General features: G+C 56.6%; 17 protein-coding genes, 2 tRNA genes and 3 rRNA genes. 8 read left to right on the forward strand and 14 right to left on the reverse strand.

Going from position 1 to position 21,836, the window contains the following annotated elements:
• Nucleotides 1-29: 29 nt before the first annotated feature.
• The 6 genes from rrf to tyrS form a co-directional block, all read right to left on the reverse strand.
• A 5S ribosomal RNA gene (gene rrf / locus ACAM27_RS00005) occupies nucleotides 30-144 on the reverse strand.
• A gap of 99 nt (nucleotides 145-243) precedes the next feature.
• A 23S ribosomal RNA gene (locus tag ACAM27_RS00010) occupies nucleotides 244-3,135 on the reverse strand.
• Between the two features lie 311 nt (nucleotides 3,136-3,446).
• A tRNA-Ala gene (locus tag ACAM27_RS00015) sits at nucleotides 3,447-3,522 on the reverse strand.
• Between the two features lie 96 nt (nucleotides 3,523-3,618).
• Nucleotides 3,619-3,695: transfer RNA gene (locus ACAM27_RS00020), tRNA-Ile, on the reverse strand.
• An 89-nt stretch (nucleotides 3,696-3,784) separates the two neighbouring features.
• A 16S ribosomal RNA gene (locus ACAM27_RS00025) occupies nucleotides 3,785-5,325 on the reverse strand.
• The 16S, 23S and 5S rRNA genes sit together here with 2 tRNA genes alongside, the layout of an rRNA operon.
• A 477-nt stretch (nucleotides 5,326-5,802) precedes the next feature.
• Nucleotides 5,803-7,005, reverse strand: a complete 1,203-nt coding sequence (tyrS, locus tag ACAM27_RS00030) for a tyrosine--tRNA ligase (RefSeq protein WP_113880559.1) — start codon at nucleotides 7,003-7,005, stop codon at nucleotides 5,803-5,805.
• Between the two features lie 304 nt (nucleotides 7,006-7,309).
• Between tyrS and ACAM27_RS00035 the strand changes: the two genes are divergently transcribed.
• Both ACAM27_RS00035 and ACAM27_RS00040 read left to right on the forward strand, forming a co-directional pair.
• Nucleotides 7,310-8,689 (forward strand): OapA family protein, encoded by a 1,380-nt coding sequence (locus tag ACAM27_RS00035; protein WP_369612375.1) that lies wholly within the window; start codon nucleotides 7,310-7,312, stop codon nucleotides 8,687-8,689.
• Nucleotides 8,690-8,691: 2 nt separating this feature from the next.
• A complete protein-coding gene (locus ACAM27_RS00040; protein WP_022991913.1) occupies nucleotides 8,692-9,792 on the forward strand; it encodes an anhydro-N-acetylmuramic acid kinase in 1,101 nt (366 codons plus the stop codon).
• 1 nt (nucleotide 9,793) lies between these two features.
• On the opposite strand, the gene erpA is transcribed toward ACAM27_RS00040, so the two are convergent.
• The 4 genes from erpA to argC form a co-directional block, all read right to left on the reverse strand.
• Entirely contained in the window at nucleotides 9,794-10,126 is a 333-nt protein-coding gene (erpA, locus tag ACAM27_RS00045; RefSeq protein ID WP_011784224.1) for an iron-sulfur cluster insertion protein ErpA, read from the reverse strand.
• An 83-nt stretch (nucleotides 10,127-10,209) separates the two neighbouring features.
• Nucleotides 10,210-10,656, reverse strand: a complete 447-nt coding sequence (locus tag ACAM27_RS00050) for a polymer-forming cytoskeletal protein (protein WP_022991912.1) — start codon at nucleotides 10,654-10,656, stop codon at nucleotides 10,210-10,212.
• A gap of 1 nt (nucleotide 10,657) precedes the next feature.
• Entirely contained in the window at nucleotides 10,658-11,398 is a 741-nt protein-coding gene (locus ACAM27_RS00055) for a DUF6776 family protein (protein ID WP_022991911.1), read from the reverse strand.
• 9 nt (nucleotides 11,399-11,407) lie between these two features.
• Nucleotides 11,408-12,445: an N-acetyl-gamma-glutamyl-phosphate reductase gene (argC, locus tag ACAM27_RS00060; protein ID WP_222534968.1), complete on the reverse strand. Its 1,038-nt coding sequence runs from the start codon at nucleotides 12,443-12,445 to the stop codon at nucleotides 11,408-11,410.
• Between the two features lie 154 nt (nucleotides 12,446-12,599).
• Between argC and ACAM27_RS00065 the strand changes: the two genes are divergently transcribed.
• The 5 genes from ACAM27_RS00065 to hemL are packed head-to-tail and all read left to right on the forward strand — an operon-like array spanning nucleotide 12,600 to nucleotide 17,553.
• Nucleotides 12,600-14,375, forward strand: coding sequence for a chloride channel protein (locus ACAM27_RS00065; RefSeq protein WP_023011610.1), 1,776 nt, complete (start codon nucleotides 12,600-12,602; stop codon nucleotides 14,373-14,375).
• A gap of 3 nt (nucleotides 14,376-14,378) precedes the next feature.
• Nucleotides 14,379-14,801: a protoporphyrinogen oxidase HemJ gene (gene hemJ / locus ACAM27_RS00070; protein WP_014420467.1), complete on the forward strand. Its 423-nt coding sequence runs from the start codon at nucleotides 14,379-14,381 to the stop codon at nucleotides 14,799-14,801.
• A 41-nt stretch (nucleotides 14,802-14,842) separates the two neighbouring features.
• The gene (locus ACAM27_RS00075; RefSeq protein WP_369612376.1) at nucleotides 14,843-15,604 is read left to right on the forward strand and encodes a hydroxymethylpyrimidine/phosphomethylpyrimidine kinase; all 762 of its coding nucleotides are present in this window, start codon (nucleotides 14,843-14,845) and stop codon (nucleotides 15,602-15,604) included.
• Entirely contained in the window at nucleotides 15,592-16,260 is a 669-nt protein-coding gene (gene thiE / locus ACAM27_RS00080) for a thiamine phosphate synthase (protein WP_014420465.1), read from the forward strand. The genes ACAM27_RS00075 and thiE overlap by 13 nt, the downstream gene beginning before the upstream one ends.
• Before the next feature lie 12 nt (nucleotides 16,261-16,272).
• Complete coding sequence (hemL, locus tag ACAM27_RS00085; protein ID WP_369612377.1) at nucleotides 16,273-17,553, forward strand: glutamate-1-semialdehyde 2,1-aminomutase; 1,281 nt, start codon at nucleotides 16,273-16,275, stop codon at nucleotides 17,551-17,553.
• A 47-nt stretch (nucleotides 17,554-17,600) separates the two neighbouring features.
• On the opposite strand, the gene ACAM27_RS00090 is transcribed toward hemL, so the two are convergent.
• The 4 genes from ACAM27_RS00090 to ACAM27_RS00105 all read right to left on the reverse strand — a co-directional run bounded on the left by ACAM27_RS00090 (nucleotide 17,601) and on the right by ACAM27_RS00105 (nucleotide 20,663).
• Complete coding sequence (locus ACAM27_RS00090; protein WP_369612378.1) at nucleotides 17,601-18,917, reverse strand: tetratricopeptide repeat protein; 1,317 nt, start codon at nucleotides 18,915-18,917, stop codon at nucleotides 17,601-17,603.
• Nucleotides 18,918-18,986: 69 nt separating this feature from the next.
• Nucleotides 18,987-19,382 (reverse strand): hypothetical protein, encoded by a 396-nt coding sequence (locus ACAM27_RS00095; RefSeq protein WP_014420462.1) that lies wholly within the window; start codon nucleotides 19,380-19,382, stop codon nucleotides 18,987-18,989.
• Nucleotides 19,379-20,071, reverse strand: coding sequence for a zf-HC2 domain-containing protein (locus ACAM27_RS00100; RefSeq protein WP_222534969.1), 693 nt, complete (start codon nucleotides 20,069-20,071; stop codon nucleotides 19,379-19,381). Before ACAM27_RS00100 ends, ACAM27_RS00095 begins: the two co-directional genes overlap by 4 nt.
• A 4-nt stretch (nucleotides 20,072-20,075) precedes the next feature.
• Nucleotides 20,076-20,663, reverse strand: coding sequence for an RNA polymerase sigma factor (locus ACAM27_RS00105; protein ID WP_081432057.1), 588 nt, complete (start codon nucleotides 20,661-20,663; stop codon nucleotides 20,076-20,078).
• 197 nt (nucleotides 20,664-20,860) lie between these two features.
• On the opposite strand from ACAM27_RS00105, the gene ACAM27_RS00110 reads away from it, so the two are divergent.
• Nucleotides 20,861-21,799 (forward strand): DUF4382 domain-containing protein, encoded by a 939-nt coding sequence (locus tag ACAM27_RS00110; protein WP_369612379.1) that lies wholly within the window; start codon nucleotides 20,861-20,863, stop codon nucleotides 21,797-21,799.
• Nucleotides 21,800-21,836: the final 37 nt, after the last annotated feature.

A 21,836-nucleotide genomic window follows, 5' to 3' on the forward strand; every position in this document is an offset into this window, starting at 1 on the left:
GAAGCTGTCGGGGGTTTTAGGTATTAGGCGCCTGACGATGACCTACTCTCACATGGGCAACGCCACACTACCATCGGCGCAGGTCTGTTTCACTTCTGAGTTCGGGATGGGATCAGGTGGTTCCAGACCGCTATGGTCGTCAGGCAAAACGGTTGATCACTGGGGGACGAGAAGGAACTGAGTGATGTTGATTTCGATTGAGCGGTTAGGCTCTGCGTCATCCGCAATTGTCTTGGGTGTTATATAGTCAAGCCGCACGAGCAATTAGTATCGGTTAGCTCAACGCCTCGCAGCGCTTACACACCCGACCTATCAACGTCCTGGTCTTGAACGGCTCTTCAGGAGGCTCGAGGCCTCGGGGAGATCTCATCTTGGAAGGGGCTTCCCGCTTAGATGCTTTCAGCGGTTATCCTGTCCGAACATAGCTACCGGGCAATGCCACTGGCGTGACAACCCGAACACCAGAGGTTCGTCCACTCCGGTCCTCTCGTACTAGGAGCAGCTTTCCTCAAATCTCCAACGTCCACGGCAGATAGGGACCGAACTGTCTCACGACGTTCTAAACCCAGCTCGCGTACCACTTTAAATGGCGAACAGCCATACCCTTGGGACCGGCTTCAGCCCCAGGATGTGATGAGCCGACATCGAGGTGCCAAACACCGCCGTCGATGTGAACTCTTGGGCGGTATCAGCCTGTTATCCCCGGAGTACCTTTTATCCGTTGAGCGATGGCCCTTCCATACAGAACCACCGGATCACTATGACCTACTTTCGTACCTGCTCGACGTGTCTGTCTCGCAGTCAAGCGGGCTTGTGCCATTACACTAACCGCACGATGTCCGACCGTGCTTAGCCCACCTTTGTGCTCCTCCGTTACGCTTTGGGAGGAGACCGCCCCAGTCAAACTACCCACCACACAGTGTCCTCAACCCCGATAAGGGGCCAGAGTTAGAACCTCAAACATGCCAGGCTGGTATTTCAAGGTTGGCTCCACCGGAACTGGCGTCCCGGTTTCAAAGCCTCCCAGCTATCCTACACAAGCATGCTCAAAGTTCACTGTGAAGCTATAGTAAAGGTTCACGGGGTCTTTCCGTCTAGCCGCGGATACACCGCATCTTCACGGCGATTTCAATTTCACTGAGTCTCGGGTAGAGACAGCGCCCCCATCGTTACGCCATTCGTGCAGGTCGGAACTTACCCGACAAGGAATTTCGCTACCTTAGGACCGTTATAGTTACGGCCGCCGTTTACCGGGGCTTCGATCAAGAGCTTCGCACGAATGCTAACCCCATCAATTAACCTTCCGGCACCGGGCAGGCGTCACACCCTATACGTCCACTTTCGTGTTTGCAGAGTGCTGTGTTTTTAATAAACAGTCGCAGGGGCCTGGTATCTTCGACCGGCTTCCGCTCCACCCGCAGGGGCTTCACGTACACACCGGCGTGCCTTCTCCCGAAGTTACGGCACCATTTTGCCTAGTTCCTTTACCCGAGTTCTCTCAAGCGCCTTGGTATTCTCTACCTGACCACCTGTGTCGGTTTGGGGTACGGTCTCGAATAGCCTGAAGCTTAGAAGATTTTCCTGGAAGCAGGGCATCAATGACTTCGCGCCCTTGGGCACTCGTCGTCGCGTCTCGGGATTGTGGACCCGGATTTGCCTAAGTCCACTCCCTACATGCTTAAACCGGGGCAACCGTCGCCCGGCTCACCTAGCCTTCTCCGTCTCTCCATCGCAGCTATCCAAGGTACGGGAATATTAACCCGTTTCCCATCGACTACACCTTTCGGTCTCGCCTTAGGGGCCGACTCACCCTGCGCCGATTAGCGTTGCGCAGGAACCCTTGGTCTTCCGGCGTGCGGGTTTTTCACCCGCATTGTCGTTACTCATGTCAGCATTCGCACTTCTGATACCTCCAGCATGCTTCTCAACACACCTTCGCAGGCTTACAGAACGCTCCCCTACCCCGCATACAAAGTATGCAGCCGCAGCTTCGGTGACCAGTTTGAGCCCCGTTACATCTTCCGCGCAGGCCGACTCGACTAGTGAGCTATTACGCTTTCTTTAAAGGGTGGCTGCTTCTAAGCCAACCTCCTAGCTGTCTGAGCCTTCCCACATCGTTTCCCACTTAACTGGTACTTTGGGACCTTAGCTGGCGGTCTGGGTTGTTTCCCTCTTCACGACGGACGTTAGCACCCGCCGTGTGTCTCCCGGATAGTACTCACAGGTATTCGGAGTTTGCATGGGGTTGGTAAGTCGAGATGACCCCCTAGCCCAAACAGTGCTCTACCCCCTGTGGTATTCGTCCGAGGCGCTACCTAAATAGCTTTCGGGGAGAACCAGCTATCTCCGGGCTTGATTAGCCTTTCACTCCGATCCACAAGTCATCCCCTGGCTTTTCAACGACAGTGGGTTCGGTCCTCCAGTGCCTGTTACGGCACCTTCAACCTGCTCATGGATAGATCGCCCGGTTTCGGGTCTATGCCCAGCGACTAATTCGCCCTATTCAGACTCGGTTTCCCTACGGCTCCCCTAAACGGTTAACCTCGCCACTGAACATAAGTCGCTGACCCATTATACAAAAGGTACGCCGTCACAGAACAAGTCTGCTCCGACTGCTTGTACGCATACGGTTTCAGGGTCTATTTCACTCCCCTCACAGGGGTTCTTTTCGCCTTTCCCTCACGGTACTGGTTCACTATCGGTCAGTCAGGAGTATTTAGCCTTGGAGGATGGTCCCCCCATGTTCAGTCAACGTTTCTCGTGCGCCGACCTACTCGATTTCACTGAACTCAGGTTTCGGATACGGGGCTATCACCCACTATGGCGGCACTTTCCAGAGCCTTCTCCTACCAGTTGTTCAGCTTAAGGGCTGGTCCCCGTTCGCTCGCCGCTACTTAGGGAATCTCGGTTGATTTCTTTTCCTCAGGGTACTTAGATGTTTCAGTTCCCCTGGTTCGCCTCTTACACCTATGGATTCAGTGTAAGATACCAACCCGAAGGTTGGTGGGTTTCCCCATTCAGAGATGTCCGGATCACAGCTCGTTTGCCAGCTCCCCGAACCTTATCGCAGGCTTCCACGTCTTTCATCGCCTCTGACTGCCAAGGCATCCACCGTATGCGCTTAGTTGCTTGACTATATAACCCCAAGACAACTGATCACGAATCCACACTCTTCACCAGGCAAGCCTGATTCCGAGGCATCTTCGAGACAGTCACTTGAAGCAATAGAACAACCACTTCAACGACAACACCGGATAACGCTTGAAATCGCTATCACTTTGAACATTTTCTCTCGGAGATAATGAGAGAAAAATATTCGTGTTCTATCTCGTCCAATTTGTTAAAGAGCAAATCTGACCCAGTGATCAGAAAGAAGGGCTTCGAACTTTCATTAAGTTGAAACACTTGTTTCTGCACACTGCTAACCGAAGTTAGTCAGTAAAGTTTGGTGGAGCTAGGCAGGATCGAACTGCCGACCTCCTGCGTGCAAGGCAGGCGCTCTCCCAGCTGAGCTATAGCCCCAAGAAGCTATCTACAAGAATTATTCAGATCAAGGCATCGAATGGCGCCGCATAGCCTGCTATGCAAGTCATTCGATAACGCTGAGCTGGATAATTCTGGTGGGTCTGGGTGGACTTGAACCACCGACCTCACCCTTATCAGGGGTGCGCTCTAACCACCTGAGCTACAGACCCAAAACACGGGCCTGCAACGACCCATCTGCTCTCTTTATTAGCCAACCAAGTAATTCGTGTGGACTCTGACCGAAGCATTCGGCTTCGTTTAAGGAGGTGATCCAGCCGCAGGTTCCCCTACGGCTACCTTGTTACGACTTCACCCCAGTCATGAACCACACCGTGGTAATCGTCCTCCCGAAGGTTAGACTAACTACTTCTGGTGCAATCCACTCCCATGGTGTGACGGGCGGTGTGTACAAGGCCCGGGAACGTATTCACCGCGACATTCTGATTCGCGATTACTAGCGATTCCGACTTCACGGAGTCGAGTTGCAGACTCCGATCCGGACTACGACGCGTTTTAAGGGATTGGCTCACTCTCGCGAGTTGGCAGCCCTCTGTACGCGCCATTGTAGCACGTGTGTAGCCCTGGCCGTAAGGGCCATGATGACCTGACGTCATCCCCACCTTCCTCCGGTTTGTCACCGGCAGTCTCCCTGGAGTTCTCAGCATTACCTGCTAGCAACCAGGGATAGGGGTTGCGCTCGTTACGGGACTTAACCCAACATCTCACGACACGAGCTGACGACGGCCATGCAGCACCTGTCTCAGAGTTCCCGAAGGCACCAATCCATCTCTGGAAAGTTCTCTGGATGTCAAGGCCAGGTAAGGTTCTTCGCGTTGCGTCGAATTAAACCACATGCTCCACCGCTTGTGCGGGCCCCCGTCAATTCATTTGAGTTTTAACCTTGCGGCCGTACTCCCCAGGCGGTCAACTTAGTGCGTTAGCTGCGCCACTAAGACTTCAAGAGTCCCAACGGCTAGTTGACATCGTTTACGGCGTGGACTACCAGGGTATCTAATCCTGTTTGCTCCCCACGCTTTCGCACCTCAGTGTCAGTGTTGGTCCAGGTAGCCGCCTTCGCCACTGGTGTTCCTTCCTATATCTACGCATTTCACCGCTACACAGGAAATTCCACTACCCTCTACCACACTCTAGTCTGACAGTTCGAAATGCCGTTCCCAGGTTAAGCCCGGGGCTTTCACATCTCGCTTACCAAACCACCTACGCGCGCTTTACGCCCAGTAATTCCGATTAACGCTTGCACCCTCCGTATTACCGCGGCTGCTGGCACGGAGTTAGCCGGTGCTTCTTCTGTAGGTAACGTCAAGCCTCATGGGTATTAACCATAAGGTTTTCCTCCCTACTGAAAGTGCTTTACAACCCGAAAGCCTTCTTCACACACGCGGCATGGCTGGATCAGGGTTGCCCCCATTGTCCAATATTCCCCACTGCTGCCTCCCGTAGGAGTTCGGGCCGTGTCTCAGTCCCGATGTGGCTGATCATCCTCTCAGACCAGCTACGGATCGTCGCCTTGGTAGGCCTTTACCCCACCAACTAGCTAATCCGACTTAGGCTCATCCAATAGCGCAAGGTCCGAAGATCCCCTGCTTTCTCCCGTAGGACGTATGCGGTATTAATCCGGGTTTCCCCGGGCTATCCCCCACTACTGGGCAGATTCCTAAGCATTACTCACCCGTCCGCCGCTCGTCAGCGGGTAGCAAGCTACCCCTGTTACCGCTCGACTTGCATGTGTTAAGCCTGCCGCCAGCGTTCAATCTGAGCCATGATCAAACTCTTCAGTTTAAATCATACAAGAACCCGAAAGTTCTTAATTCTTGCTCAAGACAAAACTCAATTTCGACGAGTCACTGTCCTGATATTTCGTGTCCGAAATACCTCGGCCAGCGCCCACACGAATTACTTGGTTAACTTTTTAAAGAGCGTTTGAGCTGTTGCTCAATCAAGGCCGCGTATTCTACATCGTTCCGCTGCCCTGTCAACCGTTTATTTTTCGCTGTTTTCGCTTCCGAAAACCGCCGAAAAACTCTCCGGCTTACTGCCTGTTTCGAGGTGCGCATTCTACACTGAACCGCCTTCCTGTCAACCGCTTTCTGAAGTTTTTCTGAAACATTTTCTTCAGCGCTTTCAAGCAGTTATCGCTCAGGTTTTGCCTCTTTTCAGTGGCCTGCCCCTCAAGCGAGATGCGCATTCTACAGACCTCAGCCGAGGAGTCAACGGCCAATCTGAAAAAAATTCAGATTGGCCAAAACGCCACGAAAATCACTCGACAATTATCACCCGGGCAATCTTCTTTTTACCCGCCTGGATGACACACTCATCCCCTGCTACGAACATGCGCTGCCCCTCAAACTGCTGGCCATCCACATAAACCGCTCCACGCCCAAGCACGTCACGCGCCGCAGCACCGTTCTTCACCAGACCAGCAAGACGCAGAACCGCAGGCATCGGAATCTCACCCTGACCTTCCAGCGAAACCTCCACGACCGGTACGTTGTCCGGAATCTCACCGAGAGCAACCCGATTACCCGCCGACTTATGAGCCGTCTTTGCGGCCTCCTCATCATGGAAGCGGGTAATCAACTCTTCAGCGAGCACCTTCTTATAGTCCTGAGGGTTTTCGCCGCCGGCAACCGCGGCTTTGAATTGCTCGATCTCAGCCATCGGCCGGAAACTGAGCAACTCGAAGTAGCGCCACAGCAACTCATCTGGCATGGAAAGCAGCTTGGTATACATCTCCCCCGGGGAGTCGCTGACCCCCACATAGTTACCGAGAGACTTGGACATCTTCTGGACACCATCCAGCCCCTCAAGGATAGGGACGGTCAGGATGGCCTGCGGTTTCTGGCCGTAATGCTTTTGCAGAATCCGCCCCATCAGAAGATTGAACTTCTGATCAGTGCCACCCAACTCAATATCAGCTTCCAGCGCCACTGAGTCGTAGCCCTGCACCAGAGGATAGAGGAATTCATGAATAGCGATTGGCTGCTCGGAACGATAGCGCTTGGTAAAGTCATCGCGCTCAAGCATACGGGCAACCGTATATTGCCCGGCCAGGCGAATCATATCCGCCGCTGTCATCTTGCTCATCCACTCGGAGTTGAAGACAACCCGGGTTTTTTCCCGATCCAGAATCTTGAACACCTGCTCTTTATAGGTAATCGCATTGTCGCGCACCTGATCTTCAGTAAGCGGAGGCCGGGTAGCACTCTTTCCTGTGGGGTCACCGATCATGCCGGTAAAGTCACCAATCAGGAAAATAACTTCGTGCCCAAGGTCCTGGAACTGACGCAGTTTGTTTATAAGAACCGTGTGGCCGAGGTGTAGGTCCGGTGCGGTTGGGTCGAAGCCGGCCTTCACTCGCAGCGGCCGACCTTCTTTCAGCTTTTCAACCAGGTCTTCCTCTGGAATCAGCTCATCAATACCCCGTTTGATAATCGCCAGCGCTTCATCTATTGATGCCATGAACCCCTCACCCCGTCTGTGACAATAATGCGGGAGCCGGTTACAGAGGTCTACAAAAGAAATCTGTGAGTTACCGGCACCCTTGGTACAGTAGAAATGCTCAGAAAACGACCAGTCAGAGCATGAAAAGCCCGGGATTATAGCAGCGGCAGCGCAGTTTGTACGACCAGCACAGCCGCTCGACTGTAATGTTGGACACTGTCGCAATTCTGTTATATGCGGTACTCTGTTGGTCTATACTTGACCTGGCGCTTTAATAAGCCGGTACAAATTACTGGATTACCGATTAAAACGGGTGAGCCACGTGCTGAAAACATTCCCCAAAACACACATTACCCTGGCGGCAGCCGCCACGGTGATCGTCTCTGCTGCTGTCCTGATGAGCCCAAGCGCAGACGTTGAAGCCAAGCGGATGAGCTACACCGTCGACCTGGAGCAGGGCCTGATTTCCGGGGCATCCTCACAGGAAGCCAGCACCCAACCCGCCGCTCCGGAGGCTGAGACAACAAGCCAAACAACTGAAAGCCAAAGCCAACCAATGACAGCTCAGGCAGACGTTGCACCCGAGCCTGATATTCAGTGGCAAGAATTCACCATTAAATCTGGCGATACACTCTCCACGTTGTTCCGGAAAGCGGGATTTAACGACGGCCTGATGCTTTCGGTGATTCACGGTGACGGCGAGGCCGACAAGCTCCAACGCCTTTATGCCGGCGAGGATATCCGGTTCGGCGTGAACTCCGAGGGCGAACTGGTTGCGATTGAACTCCAGCGCTCTTTGTTGGAGTCCCTCAAAATCGCGCGCACGGAGGATGGCTTTCTTGGTGAGACCGTCGTTCGCGAACCTGAAGCCAGACCGGCATTCGCCGCAGGCGTTATCGACGGGTCTTTATACCTCTCAGCCAGAGACGCCGGCCTGAATGATCGCCTGACGATGGAACTGGCCGGCATTTTCGGCTGGGACATCGACTTTGTATACGATGTCAGAAAAGGCGACAGCTTCGAAGTGGTTTACGAAGAGCTTTATATTGATGGCGAAAAGTTTGATACCGGCCGAATTCTCTCTGCCCGCTTTATCAACCGGGGAGAAGATAACCTTGCGCTGTTATATACCGATGCGAACGGAGAAAGTGACTACTATTCACCCGACGGCAAGAGCATGCGCAAGGCCTTCCTGAGAGTGCCGATCAACGCCCGCGTTTCCTCGCCCTTTAACCTGCAACGTCGCCACCCGGTTCTCGATGTGGTTCGCCCACACGAAGGTACCGACTATGCCGCACCTCCGGGGACCCCAATCAAGGCAGCCGGTAGTGGCCGGGTGAAGTTCGCTGGCTGGAAAGGCGGCTACGGCCGGACGGTGGTACTGCAGCATGGCGACAATATCACAACGCTTTACGCACATATGAGCCGACTGGGCAAAGGCATCAAGAACGGTACCCGGGTCAAGCAGGGCGAAACCATTGGCTACGTCGGCTCATCCGGCATGGTGACTGGACCCCACCTGCATTACGAATTCCGGATCAACGGTGCGCCGAGAAACTCAAGAACGGTAAAACTCCCCGACGCCAAGCCGGTGCCGGACAGCGAGATGGCAAGGTTCCAGAAGTTCACCGAACAGCGCCTGGCACAGTTCAACGTGTTCCGCGAAAGCAATCAGCAGCTGGCTCTGGCCTCGGATAACTAAGCATGGACTACTGGCTAGGCCTGATGTCTGGCACCAGCATGGACGCAGTTGATGCGGTGCTGGTGTCTTTCGACACGAACAGCCTGGCCGTCCACGAAACCGTCTCTCTACCCTATGCCGACGCACTACGCCAGCGGTTACTGCTGGCAACACGCAACCAGGCAGACCCGGATGAGCTGGGCGAACTGGATACCCTGGTTGGCCAGCATTTTGCGGAAGCCGGTGCCCAACTGATTAAACAGTCGGGAATTAACCCAAAACAGATACGGGCCGCCGGCAGCCACGGCCAGACCATTCGCCACCAACCAGCCGGCAATGCGCCCTTTTCCCTTCAGATCGGCAATGCCGCGTGGCTATCCGAACGCCTGGGGATCAGTACAGTTGCCGATTTCCGCAGCCGGGATATTGCCTCCGGCGGACAGGGCGCTCCCCTGGTACCCGCTTTTCATCGCTGGCTCTTTGCCTCACCCACTCAGGATAGATGCATTCTAAATCTCGGTGGCATTGCCAATATCACCTGGCTGCCGGCCGGATCGAGAAAGCCGGCCGTCGGCTTCGATACCGGCCCGGCCAATGCCCTGCTGGACGCCTGGTGCCTGGACCAGACCGGGCGGCATTTTGATGAAGACGGCCACATGGCCAGTGAGGGCGCGACCCATTCCGAACTGCTTGCCAGCATGCTGTCAGACGCCTACTTCAGCAAACCAGCTCCGAAAAGTACGGGCAAAGAGCGTTTCAACATCGACTGGGTGCGCACACATCTTCAACGTTTCGACGAGATACCCGCCGAGGACGTGCAGAGAACCCTGCTGCAACTGACCGTGACCACCATTCTCCAGCAGTTACCACAGGAAAATGCGGACATGGCCGTGTATGCCTGTGGTGGTGGCACCTTCAATCGATTACTGATGAGAGAGCTCAAGGTAGGCCTTGGGTCTGCCGCACTACACACCACGGCGGATCTTGGTCTTGACCCTCAGTGGGTAGAGCCGGTGGCGTTCGCCTGGCTGGCCCGACAAACCATCCTTCAGTTACCGGGCAACGTGCCCGAAGTCACCGGCGCTTCGGGCGAGAGAATACTGGGCGCAATTTATCCACCCTGATTCAGATGGAAAATGAGCTGCCGCAACCGCAGGTCGAACTCGCATTGGGGTTCTGAACGACAAACTGTGAACCCTGCAGCCCTTCCTGATAGTCGATAGTCGCGCCCACCAGATACTGATAGCTCATTGAATCCACCAGCAGCTTGACCCCATCCCGTTCTATGACGGTGTCATCTTCTTCCTGACTTTCATCAAACGAGAAGCCGTACTGGAAACCGGAGCAGCCGCCGCCTGTGACAAAGACACGCAACTTGAGATCGGGATTTTCCTCCTCCTCGATCAACTCACGCACCTTTGCGACTGCGTTGTCGGTGAAAAACAACGGCGTGGCCATTTGTTGCTGAACTACACTCAAAGTCTGCCTCCGGCATGATATTGCTGTCAGGAAATTATGGTATTCCTGACTAAAACAATCAACTATTCGGACTTGTCCTCATCTTCACCTGCGATTGAACTCTCTGGCTGCTTTTGCTCATGCGTCAGCAAACCACTGGTTTCATCCTTGCGCACCAGATTGCCGTTGACCGAGGCGCCCATGGCCATCTCAATCAACTGGTAATAGACATTGCCGGTAACAACCGCTTTCTCTGCCAGCTCGAGGTGGGCAGAGGCATGCACGTCACCCTTTACCTTGCCATTGATGATGATATGGGGAGCCACGACGTCGCCAACGATTTCCCCCACCTCTGACAAACGCACCACCGCATCGGAGCCTTCTTCGGCCACAACCCGGCCCTTGATGGTGCCATCCACGTGAAGACCACCGGAGAAATGAACGTCGCCCTCAACGGTGGTCTTGCCGGAAATCAGGGTGTCAAAATGGCCGGGGGAACGGCGGGGTTTCTGCTTTTTCTTGCCAAGCATCTCAGTTCTCCGTTAAATCTTTCCAATCAAAGGTTCGTTCAGCCTGGGATGCCTTGCGGCCCTCCGCCTGGGCAACGACCTGAATCTCATAGGGTTCAAAGCTCTCAGGCAGGCGCAGGCTGCCCTCCACATCCTGGAAGTAGCGGAACCGGAATTTCACGCCCAGATCATCAATCTCATCCGACAGATCTCTCAGCGCAATCACCTCTTTCTCGCCATCCAGACGACCGATGACATTTACGGCCACCAGACCCGAAATATAGCTCTTGTTGTTGCCAACCTGAGTCAGCACCATTTTGAAATCGAAAACACCAGACTCCCTGGCCGGGCTCAGCGTAAAACTGTCCACCTGCAGGCCCTTGCTGGTTTCCGAGGGCGCCATGATATTGCGGTAGAAGGTAAGATCCGCCTCCAGCTCCAGGATGCGGGTTTCCAGGCCGACAATCGTGTTTCGTGCCTCCCGCAGTGCCTGTTCATCGATCGCGCGCCCACGTTCGAGATTCACCAACCCCTGACGTGCCTCCCGGTATTGCTCCCGAAGGTTTTCTACCTCCTCCACCAGCTGCTCGGCAGACGCCTCCGCCGAGCTGAAACGGAAGCCTCCCTGGGCAAGCCCAGCGGCATATCCTGCCACGGCGGCGATGACGGTAAATGCCAGCAGAATCAGGCTGCGACGTAACCGGTAACCTGGCCGATGGCGGATAACAACGTATTCATCCGCCGGTTTTCGAGGATCACTCACGGCCCGACCTCACGGCAGCAGAGCCGGAGCGTTCAGCCCCATGGTTTCATCCAGGCCGAACATGATATTCATATTCTGAACCGCCTGGCCGGCGGCGCCTTTTACCAGGTTGTCGATCACCGATGACACAATCACGATATTACTGTCTTCCTGGCGGTGTAATGCCATCCGGCAATGATTGGCACCACGAACACTGCGGGTCTCCGGATGACTGCCGAACGGCATGACATCAACGAACGGCTCATTTTTATAACGCGCCTCATACAGCGCCTGAAGGCGGTCAAAATCCTGAGGGTTATCGAGCTCGGCATAGAGCGTGGCTTCAATACCGCGAATCATCGGTATCAGGTGCGGCACAAAGGTAACACCAACGCCTTTCCCTGCAGCGGCCATGAGGCCCTGGCGAATCTCCGGCAAATGCCGATGCCCGGAAGCGCCGTAGGCCTTGAAACTCTCGCCTATCTCACCGTGAAGCATGCCAATCTTGCCCTGCCGGCCGGCACCGCTGGCGCCAGACTTGGCATCGGCTATCAGCCTTGCCGGATTGACCAGGCCCTGCTCCAGCAACGGCAGGAATCCCAACTGCACGGCTGTCGGATAACACCCTGGATTCGCAACCAGCTGAGCGTCACGAATGGCCTCGCGCGCCACCTCGGGCAAGCCATAAACCGCTTTTTCGGCCCAGCCGGCACTCTCGTGGGGCATGCCATACCAGTTTGCCCAGGTATCAAGATCTTTCAGGCGGAAGTCCGCGGACAGGTCGACCACGCGAACACCTGAGGCCATCAATTCCGGAACCATGCGCATGGCAACGCCGTGCGGCGTGGCAAAAAACACCAGATCACAGCTCGCCAGCACCGATGCGTCGGGCTCGGAGAATTCAAGGTCATAATGGCCTCGCAGGTTGGGATACATATCGGCCACGGGCATACCCGCTTCCGATCGCGAGGTGATGCAGATAACCTCTGCTTCCGGGTGGACAGCCAGAATTCTCAACAGCTCTACACCCGTGTATCCGGTTCCGCCGACGATGCCTACTTTAATCACTCTTATCTCCAACGTGGTCTGGACAGAATTGGGAAGTCAGGGCACGTAGTCTAACATGATAAACCAAGGACTTATTGCAGCCTGCGGGCCCGCCGTTACAATGTTGTCAGAAATCTGCTGATGATCCCGACACTCCAACCGGAACACCCCGCCAATGCGTAGCATCAGGCAACAGATTACCGAGAATCTGATCCCCGTATTCCGGCGGAAGCTCTCCGGCGTTGATGCCTTACCGCAATTGGCGGTTCTTGGCCTGCTGTCCGGCATTGTGACCGGCGGCGTGATCCTGCTTTTCCGACTCGCTATTGAATGGCCACTGGAGCATTTCCTGCCGGGCCAGGGCTCAGAGAGTTTCGAAGAGCTGGATCTGCTCACCCGCGGTCTTCTGCCACTGGCGGGGGCTCTGGGGCTGGGGCTGCTGTTGCACAAACTCGCCCTGCACGATCGCAAAGTCGGCATCGTTCATATCATGGAGCGGCTGAACTACCATCAGGGCTACATCTCCTTCCGCAGCGCCATGGTTCAGTTTGTTTCCGGCGTTACCACGGTCATTACCGGGCAATCCGCCGGCCGGGAGGGGCCCGCCGTCCATCTGGGCGCGGCCTTCTCCAGCCTGCTCGGGCAATGGATGCGGCTGCCCAACAACAGCATTCGTACGCTGGTCGCCTGCGGTTGTGCCGCTGCCATTTCCGCCTCCTTCAACACTCCCATCTCCGGCGTGATTTTCGCCATGGAAGTGGTGATGATGGAATACACCATTGCCGGCTTCACTCCGATCATCCTGGCCGCGGTCAGCGCTGCCATCGTCACCCAGGCGGTTTATGGCACCGAACCGGCGTTCAGTGTCCCGGCTCTGACCATGAATTCACTGCTGGAGATCCCCTGGATTCTCGCCATTGCCGTTATTATCGGCATCGCAGCGGCCGGATTTATCCAACTGGTAGACAGTATGGGCCGTTACCATCACCGCCCGGTGTTGCTACGAATTGCCGTGGCCGGCCTGTTGATGGTGCCCTTCGCCCTGGTCATCCCGGAAACCATGGGCATCGGCTACGATACGGTGAGCGAAACCATTCACGGTGAACTCGGATTCTGGTTACTGATCGGCGCGGGCAGCGCCAAGCTGATCATCACCGGATTGTCCATTGGACTGGGTATGCCCAGCGGTGTTATCGGCCCCACCATCTTCATGGGCGCCACCCTGGGCGGCGCCATGGGCCTGATCGGCGCCCAGATGTTCCCGGACATTGCCTCATCGGTGGGGTTTTACGCCATGCTGGGTATGGGGGCGATGATGGGCGCCGTGCTGCAGGCGCCACTGGCGGCATTGATGGCGCTGATGGAGCTCACCCGGAACCCGAACATCATACTGCCAGGCATGCTGATGATTACTACCGCCAGCCTGGTGACCAGCGAAGCCTTCGGAAAGAAATCCCTGTTCCTGACCATCCTCAAGAGCCAGGGCCTGAGCTACCAGAACTCCCCCGTTATCCAGGCACTGAGGCGGGTTTCGGTTGGCGCCATCATGGAACGGAATATTCTTCGAACCGAACGCGCGCTCACGCTAGAGGAAGCCAAGAAAGCCCTGAAATCGGAACCGAAGTGGCTTCTGGTGGAAGGCAGCAACGGCCCCACCGCCCTGCTGCCGGCGGTCGATCTGGCCCGCTTTCTTGAGGACACTGAGAAACAGGCCGCCGAGGAAGGCACCGAATTACCGGAATCCATTGATTTGATGGAAATCCCCGCCAACCGGCGGGATGTGGCACCGGTTCAGTACCAGGCAACGCTGGAAGAAGCCCTGCAACAATTCGACAGCACCCAGGCTGAGGCACTATACGTACAACGCCATGTGGCCCCCATGATTCAACGAGTTTATGGTGTTGTGCTGCAAACGGATATCGAAAGCTACTACCAATATCGACGGAGTTAACGAATGCTTTGGGTGAAAGCCTTCCACATTATTTCCCTGGTGTGCTGGTTCGCCGGCATTTTCTATCTGCCCAGACTGTTCGTGTATCATGCCGCCTGCGAGGATGAACCAGGCAAAGAGCGGTTCAAGGTGATGGAACGCAAGCTTTACCGTGGCATCACTACGCCTTCCATGGTCGCCACCGTTGTCTTTGGTGTCTGGCTGCTCAGCTACAACTGGTCCGGGTATTTCAGCCAGGGGTGGCTGCATGCCAAGCTGACGCTGGTGGTTTTGCTGATCATCTACCACTTCTACTGTGGTCACCTTGTCAAAGTGTTCCGGGATGATCAGAACACCCGTAGCCACGTGTTCTACCGCTGGTTTAATGAGCTGCCGGTGTTTGTCCTGCTCGCTGTCGTGATTCTTGCTGTTGTTAAACCATTCTGAGGAGATCGGCCATCAAAAGCTTCACCCGCCCCCACGTACTGGTGCTCTCCGGGCTGGATCCGTCTGGTGGCGCCGGCATACAAGCAGACATACAGGCCATCACATCCATCGGCGCACATCCGCTGCCCGTGCTCACCTGCCTGACTGTACAGGACACCCGCAACGTATATGGTGCCGAGCCCGTCAGCCCGGACCTGATCAAACAACAACTGGAGTGCCTTGCCCTGGATACGCCCATCCACGCCATCAAAACCGGGGCGCTCGGAAATGCCGAAGTGGTGGAGGTACTGGTGGAGTTTGTGCAGAAGCATTCGGGCGTGCCTTTGATTGTCGACCCGGTGATCAAGGCGGCTGGCGGTGGCGATCTGGCTGATGATGCGCTTGTCACAGCCATGAAAGACAAACTGTTTGCCAGGGCTGAAATGATTACGCCCAACGGCATTGAACTGGCTCAGCTCGGCGGCAGCGACGATCCGGCAGAGGCCGCCCGCAACCTTTTGCAGACGGGCTGTGAGTCCGTGCTTGCCACCGGCGGCCACGGCACCGGCATCCACATCATCAACACACTGTATAACCACGCCCCGGAGCCCATGGAATGGGAGGTGGAACGGGTTGGCAGCAATGAATATCACGGCACCGGCTGCACGCTGGCAGCGGCCATTGCCGCCGGCCGGGCCATGGGACTGTCACCAAGAGCCGCGATTTCCCAGGCGCAGAATTACGTGCATCGGGCGCTGTTGCATGCACTGACGGTTGGCCAGGGCCAGCGGGTTCCCGACCGGGGTATTCTGTGGGAACGGTAAAGTCTCAGCTTCGACCCGGTCTTTACGCCATCACCGATAACCGGCTGACGCCTGCCGACATCCTGATTGCTTCGGTAGAGGCGGCTCTGGCCGGAGGCGCGCGGCTGGTTCAGTATCGGGACAAGGGATCGACAGCCTCTGAACGGCTGGTTCAGGCCAGGAACCTCAACAGCCTGTGCCAGGGGTTCGACGTTCCGTTACTGATTAATGACGACCCGGAACTTGCCGTCAGAGTCGGCGCCGCTGGGGTTCATCTGGGTCAGGATGATTGCTCACTGGTCGACGCCAGGCGCTTGCTCGGGGAGCATGCCATTATCGGCATCACCTGCCATCACAGCCTGAATCTGGCCCAGACAGCCGCTGACGGCGGTGCGGATTACCTGGCCTTCGGCCGCTTTTACGATTCGACTACCAAGCCCGGTGCGCCGCCGGCTTCGCCGGACGTTTTAACCGAGGCAAAAGGCCTCGGGTTACCCATTACAGCCATAGGCGGAATCACCGGTAACAACGCTGAGGCCCTGATCCGTGCCGGGGCAGACCTGGTTGCCGTAGTCGGCGGCCTGTTCGGCGGCCAACCCTCAGACATAGAAGCCCGGGCCAGGGCATTTCACCGCCTGTTCGCCCGGCATCATCCACTTTTTTCACTTTCCGAATAACAGGAGACAACCGTGAATCATTCCGAAACCCTCTTTGAACAGGCCCAGAAATATATTCCCGGCGGCGTAAACTCCCCGGTTCGGGCATTCCGTGGTGTTGGCGGTACTCCGGTCTTTTTCAAACACGCCGAGGGCGCCTATCTCTATGACGAGGATGACCGGCGGTACATCGATTTTATTGGTTCCTGGGGCCCGATGATCCTGGGCCATTCCGATCCCCGCATCAAAGCGGCGCTGCACGCTCAGGTGGATCTGGGTGTGGGTTACGGGGCCCCGACCGCCATTGAAACCGAGATGGCGAAAAAGGTATGCGAGCTGGTGCCTTCCATCGAACTGGTGCGCATGGTCAACTCCGGCACCGAGGCCACCATGAGTGCCATCCGCCTGGCCCGTGGCTACACCGGCCGCGACAAGATCGTGAAATTCGAAGGTTGCTACCACGGTCACGTAGATTCCCTGCTGGTCAAAGCCGGTTCCGGCGCCCTGACCCTGGGTGTACCGAACTCACCGGGAATTCCGGCCAGCCTGGCGGAGCATACCCTGACCCTGACCTACAACGATATTGACGAGGTTCGTGATACCTTCCGCCAGATGGGCGACCAGATCGCGGCCATTATCGTTGAGCCCGTAGCCGGCAATATGAACTGCATCCCGCCCGTGCCCGGCTTCCTGGAAGCGCTGCGGGAAGTGTGTGATGAGCACGGCACCGTGCTGATCTTCGATGAGGTGATGACCGGTTTCCGGGTATCGCTCGGCGGCGCCCAGGGATTCTACGGGGTGAAACCGGACCTGACGGCTCTGGGCAAGGTGATTGGCGGCGGCCTGCCCGTCGGTGCATTCGGCGGCAAACGCGAAATCATGGAGCATATCTCGCCGCTGGGCCCGGTTTATCAGGCCGGCACCCTGAGCGGTAACCCGCTGGCAATGACCGCCGGGCTGACCACGCTGAATGCCATTTCCGAGCCCGGGTTCCACGATCGGCTGACGGAAAAAACCAATCGGGTGAAGGATGGCTTCAAGGCGGCAGCGGATGAAGCCGGCATCCCACTGGCGGTTCAGTCCGCGGGTGCCATGTTCGGTTTCTTCTTTACTACCGAATCATCCATCACGCGCTTTGACCAGGTGATGGCCTGTGACGTGGAACGCTTCAAAGCGTTCTTCCAGGGCATGCTGAAGGAAGGCGTTTACCTTGCGCCCTCAGCATTCGAGGCAGGCTTTACTACCGCAGCGTTGTCAGATGAGGATATTGAATTCACTCTGGCAGCTGCGCGCAAGGTCATGAAAACGTTGTGAGGCACCATTGCCCCCGGGGATCAATCCGGGGGCAAACCGCCGCTGGGCTAGAATACGCCCTCAAGGGAGAGCAACAGCGTATGCCGACGATAATTGTATTCGTTGAGCTCACTCTGCTGATTACGGAAAAACCATTGCGGCCTTAATAACCAGCGCGCAGTGAGATCATACTCAGCCATCAGCCCTACTCCGGTCAGGACGTCTTCCCGCCTGCGCTCCACCAACATCCCCGACTCAACCCAGCGATGCGGCTTGCCATAGCGGCTGTGGCGAACCGACAGTTCACCGGCCAGCGCCAACCCCGGCGACAGCTGATAATTCGCTTCCAGAATAAGCTCGTGCCTTGTGGGCGATACGCTGACAAACCGTTCGGGCACGTCCAGATCTTGCCGGTTGTTCAGTTCCAGGCGGTACTCGCCTGCCAGGTCCAGATCACCAAACGGATAACCCAGCCCTGCCTTCAGCTGGTACCACTGGCCATCGTAGGCCTGGTAGCCGTCACCACCATTCACCTGCTCCACGGCAAACGCCACGTCACACCTCAGATCTTCGGCAGGTGAACACTCGGCAGACCGGGCCAGAAACTCAGCACCCCAGCGGGTTTCCAGACTATCTCCGTCAAGCCACGAACGCGACACCACGGGCCGAATACCAACCGCCCAAAGCCCCCAGGCACGCATGACACCGAAGCGCGCCTGTAACAACTGCTGATCGTAATCGCCGTCCTCGGCATAGTGTCGGGCAAACGCGATCAGATCCAGCGAGAGCCAACGGTGGGCATCCAATGCATAGTCAACCGAACCGGCGGCTATCACTTCGCCAAGCGCACTTCCCTGATTACTGGCGGAGTCTTCAGGAGTTGCCGAGAGATTGCTGTCGTAACCTGCGCCGAGGGACAAATAGCCGTAGGCATCCACTCGGCGCTCGCCCTGAAGAAGTGCCAGGCCGTCGAGTTTTGCCAACTGCTGCTCGGCAAGACGCTGGACAGATTCCGGTGGTGATGCCGCAAGGCTCTCCTCAAACCATTTACGGGCTTCCCCTGGCCGATCATCAGCAAGGGCGACCAGGCCCAGGTTGTACGTGGCCAAGGCGCGATCGTCGCTGTCCAGTAAACGGGAAAACCACTGCCGGGCAGCCGGATAATCCTCCAGCCGATAACAGACCACGCCCAGATTATAATGCAGTGAGGGAGACTGAACGCCCAGCTCTGCAGCCAACTGGAAACTTTCCCGGGCCTGACCAAGGTTGCCTTGCTGAAACTGGACCACGCCTTGGGCCAGAGCTTCGCTTGCCCCATCAGAGAAAGCGGATTGGGCCGACAGGGGCTGACCGAGAAGAAACAAAAAGATGAAGAGGAGACGCAAGAACAACCCCGGGTTCAGTCAATAAATAGAAAACCGTTGACGGAAACCGAGGTTACCACAAGCTTTGAGTTACGGCTTCGAGGATTGAGGCGGGAGTTCCGGCTTTTTGCCAGGATCAATATCGGGGCGCTTGTCGGAACCAGGCCGCTCCGGCCGGTTTTCACGAACGTCGCGGGCACGCTCTGACATGGACTGACCAAAATCCCGCCCTTTTTCACGGGCCTGCTCTCGAATTTGCTGGCCCGGCGGCTCACCATCGCCACGTCCAAGCCCGGAGGAACGACGCTCCAGTGCCGGTAGCTCCGGTAACCGAATTTCACGGGCAACCGATTCCGTTACGTCCTCATTCTCACCAACCAGCCGCATGGTGACATCAAGATCGTCCCGGCCAAACGCCGGCGCGGACATCAGGGCAAGTATAAGGCCAGCGGTTGCGAAGCCAAGGGATCCGTTATAACCACTCATGTTGCAGGCTCCTTAACATCCACAGGGGCATGCCGGCTCGCCCCCGGGTAATCGGGTATGGTGGCCCGAAAAACTTTCTGCCGGCCTTCAGCATCCAGCTCGGCAACAAGCTCGCCGTCCCCGGGGAACATAATCCGCAGGGGTAATGCCAGCACATTGTCACCCTGTTCCAGGCTCACCTGCCAGCGCACCTGGTGCTGCCCGGGCAAGCCTGCGATTTCCACATGAGGCGGCAGATTCAAGGTAAGGGTAACGTCATCCAGGGGCTCTCCCGCCGTGAATGCAAGGCGTACGCTTCTCTCCACCGGCGCGACAACGGGGGTGTCCACCACCTCCGCCACAGCGACAGCCTCATGACCAGCCTCATCAGGCTGCCACAGTCCGAACTGCCCGATGAACAACCCCAATGCCAGTGCTGCCGCCACCGCACCACCCCACGCCATGTGTACACGCCGGCCCGAACCGGAAGACAACTCCCCAAACACCCGCGATTCAAAATCCGGGGCCGGCGGAGGCACATCAAACTGCGCCGCCATCCGGGACATCAACACTTCTTCCATATCACAACGACGCCGGCACCGCGGGCAACGTTGCAAATGCTCACGCACCACTGCCGCCTCATTCTCGGAGAGTGTCGCCCTGACATAATCAGGTAATTGTGATCGAATGCTTGGACAGGACATGGTCATCACCTCACTCCTCAACACGCCGGACGTCGCTTCCCGGTTCCATGCGCTGCTGCAGGTATTTTCTCAACGTGGCGCGGCTGCGATGTAATCGCGACTTCACGGTACCAACCGCAACACCCAGTACCTCGGCCACATCCTCCTGTCGCCAGCCGTCAACATCATGCAGAAGCAGCAAGGTTCTCTGATCTGGCGAAAGCCGGTCCATAGCCTCGTCCAGCATGAAGCCGAGGCGCGACTGATCGAAGACAAGTTCTGGCGTGGCATCATCAGATTCCAGCGCATCGAACCAATCCGCCTGGTGGTCCGCCTCCATGAGTTCACTGGCTGCCCGGTCGGCACGGCGCCCCCTGCGGCGAATCGAATCCACAAACTGACGATAAAGCACACGGTTCAGCCAGGGTCGAAGCTGTTCCACCGTCTCCAGTTCGGATAATCGGGGATACAGTTTGACGACCACATCCTGCACCAGATCCTCAGCGTCCTGACGGGTTCCGGTCAAACGGTAGGCAAACGCATACATCCCCTCGAGGTGGGGCTGAACCAACCGATGGAAACGTTTCTGTGCGGACGGGCGGAAAGGGAAAATTGCCAAAGACCAACTGCCTGATCGAAATTCTGGAAGAGGGCAGTCTATCTTACGCCCGCCCTGTGTGCACTTCAGGCGATAATGACGGATTTATGGCCGAATGTTAATGCAGCAATCGGAACCTTTTTCAAACCCTCTGCGTTGGGTTCTGACTGGCACCCAACGACCAGGCCAGAACTGGACCAAAAAAACCGGAGGGTTTTATGAAGCAAATGAGCAGAGTATTTGTCGTTTCTGCGCTGGCCAGCGCACTGGTGGCATGCGGTGGTAGCGGCGGCTCCTCATCATCGGGTGAGACCGGCTCGGTCTCCGTTGGACTGACCGACGCCCCGACCATGGAGCTGTCCAGCGTCAACATCGCGTTCAATGCCATCCGGCTCAAGCCGGCCGACGGTGACTGGCTGGAGTTCAACCTTGATGAAACCGGTGTGGTTGACCTGCTCACGCTGCAAGGCGGCGTAACCGAGCCACTGATCACCAACGAGGAAGTGCCGGCCGGGGTCTATAACGAAATCCGGCTGATTATCGACACCGACAACTCCTACGTGACCAAAGAAAGCAATGGCGACAGCCAGTTCACCCTTGCCGTTCCCTCAGGTGAGCAGAGTGGACTGAAGCTGAAAGGCGACTTCGTGGTGGCGGCTGATTCCAGCAACAACTTCACCATCGATTTTGATGTGCGCAAATCCATTGTCGACCCACAGGGGCAGGCCCTGGCCGACTACATGCTCAAACCCGTGCTTCGACTCGTGGACAACCTGGAGGTTGGCGCCATTGAGGGGACCGTTGATTACGCAACGATTGCCCAAACAAGAGGCACTGACGACGTAGAAGACACTTTGGCGGATTGCGAGTACGACGGTGCGGTCTACGTTTACGAAGGCGCTGATGTCGAACCGATTGACCTGAACGTCACTCGCGATGGCACCAACCCGTTGATGGTGGTTCCGGTCACCGCTCAGGAATCCGGATCTCTCTATGAGTGGACCGCAGCATTCCTGACCGAAGGCCAGTACACCATCGCCTACAGCTGCCAGCTGGACAACAACGAGACCGATGACGCTCTGGAGTTTGATGGGCAACAGAACGTCTCCGTTGTTGCCGGTGAAACAACCGTGGCAGACCCCATACCACAGCCCTGATTTTGCTGTGGCGTTCAGAGACCAGGGACGGTCTCTG

Origin of the sequence: Marinobacter sp. RI1 (assembly GCF_041155085.1) — a bacterium.
Taxonomy (GTDB): Bacteria; Pseudomonadota; Gammaproteobacteria; order Pseudomonadales; family Oleiphilaceae; genus Marinobacter; species Marinobacter nauticus.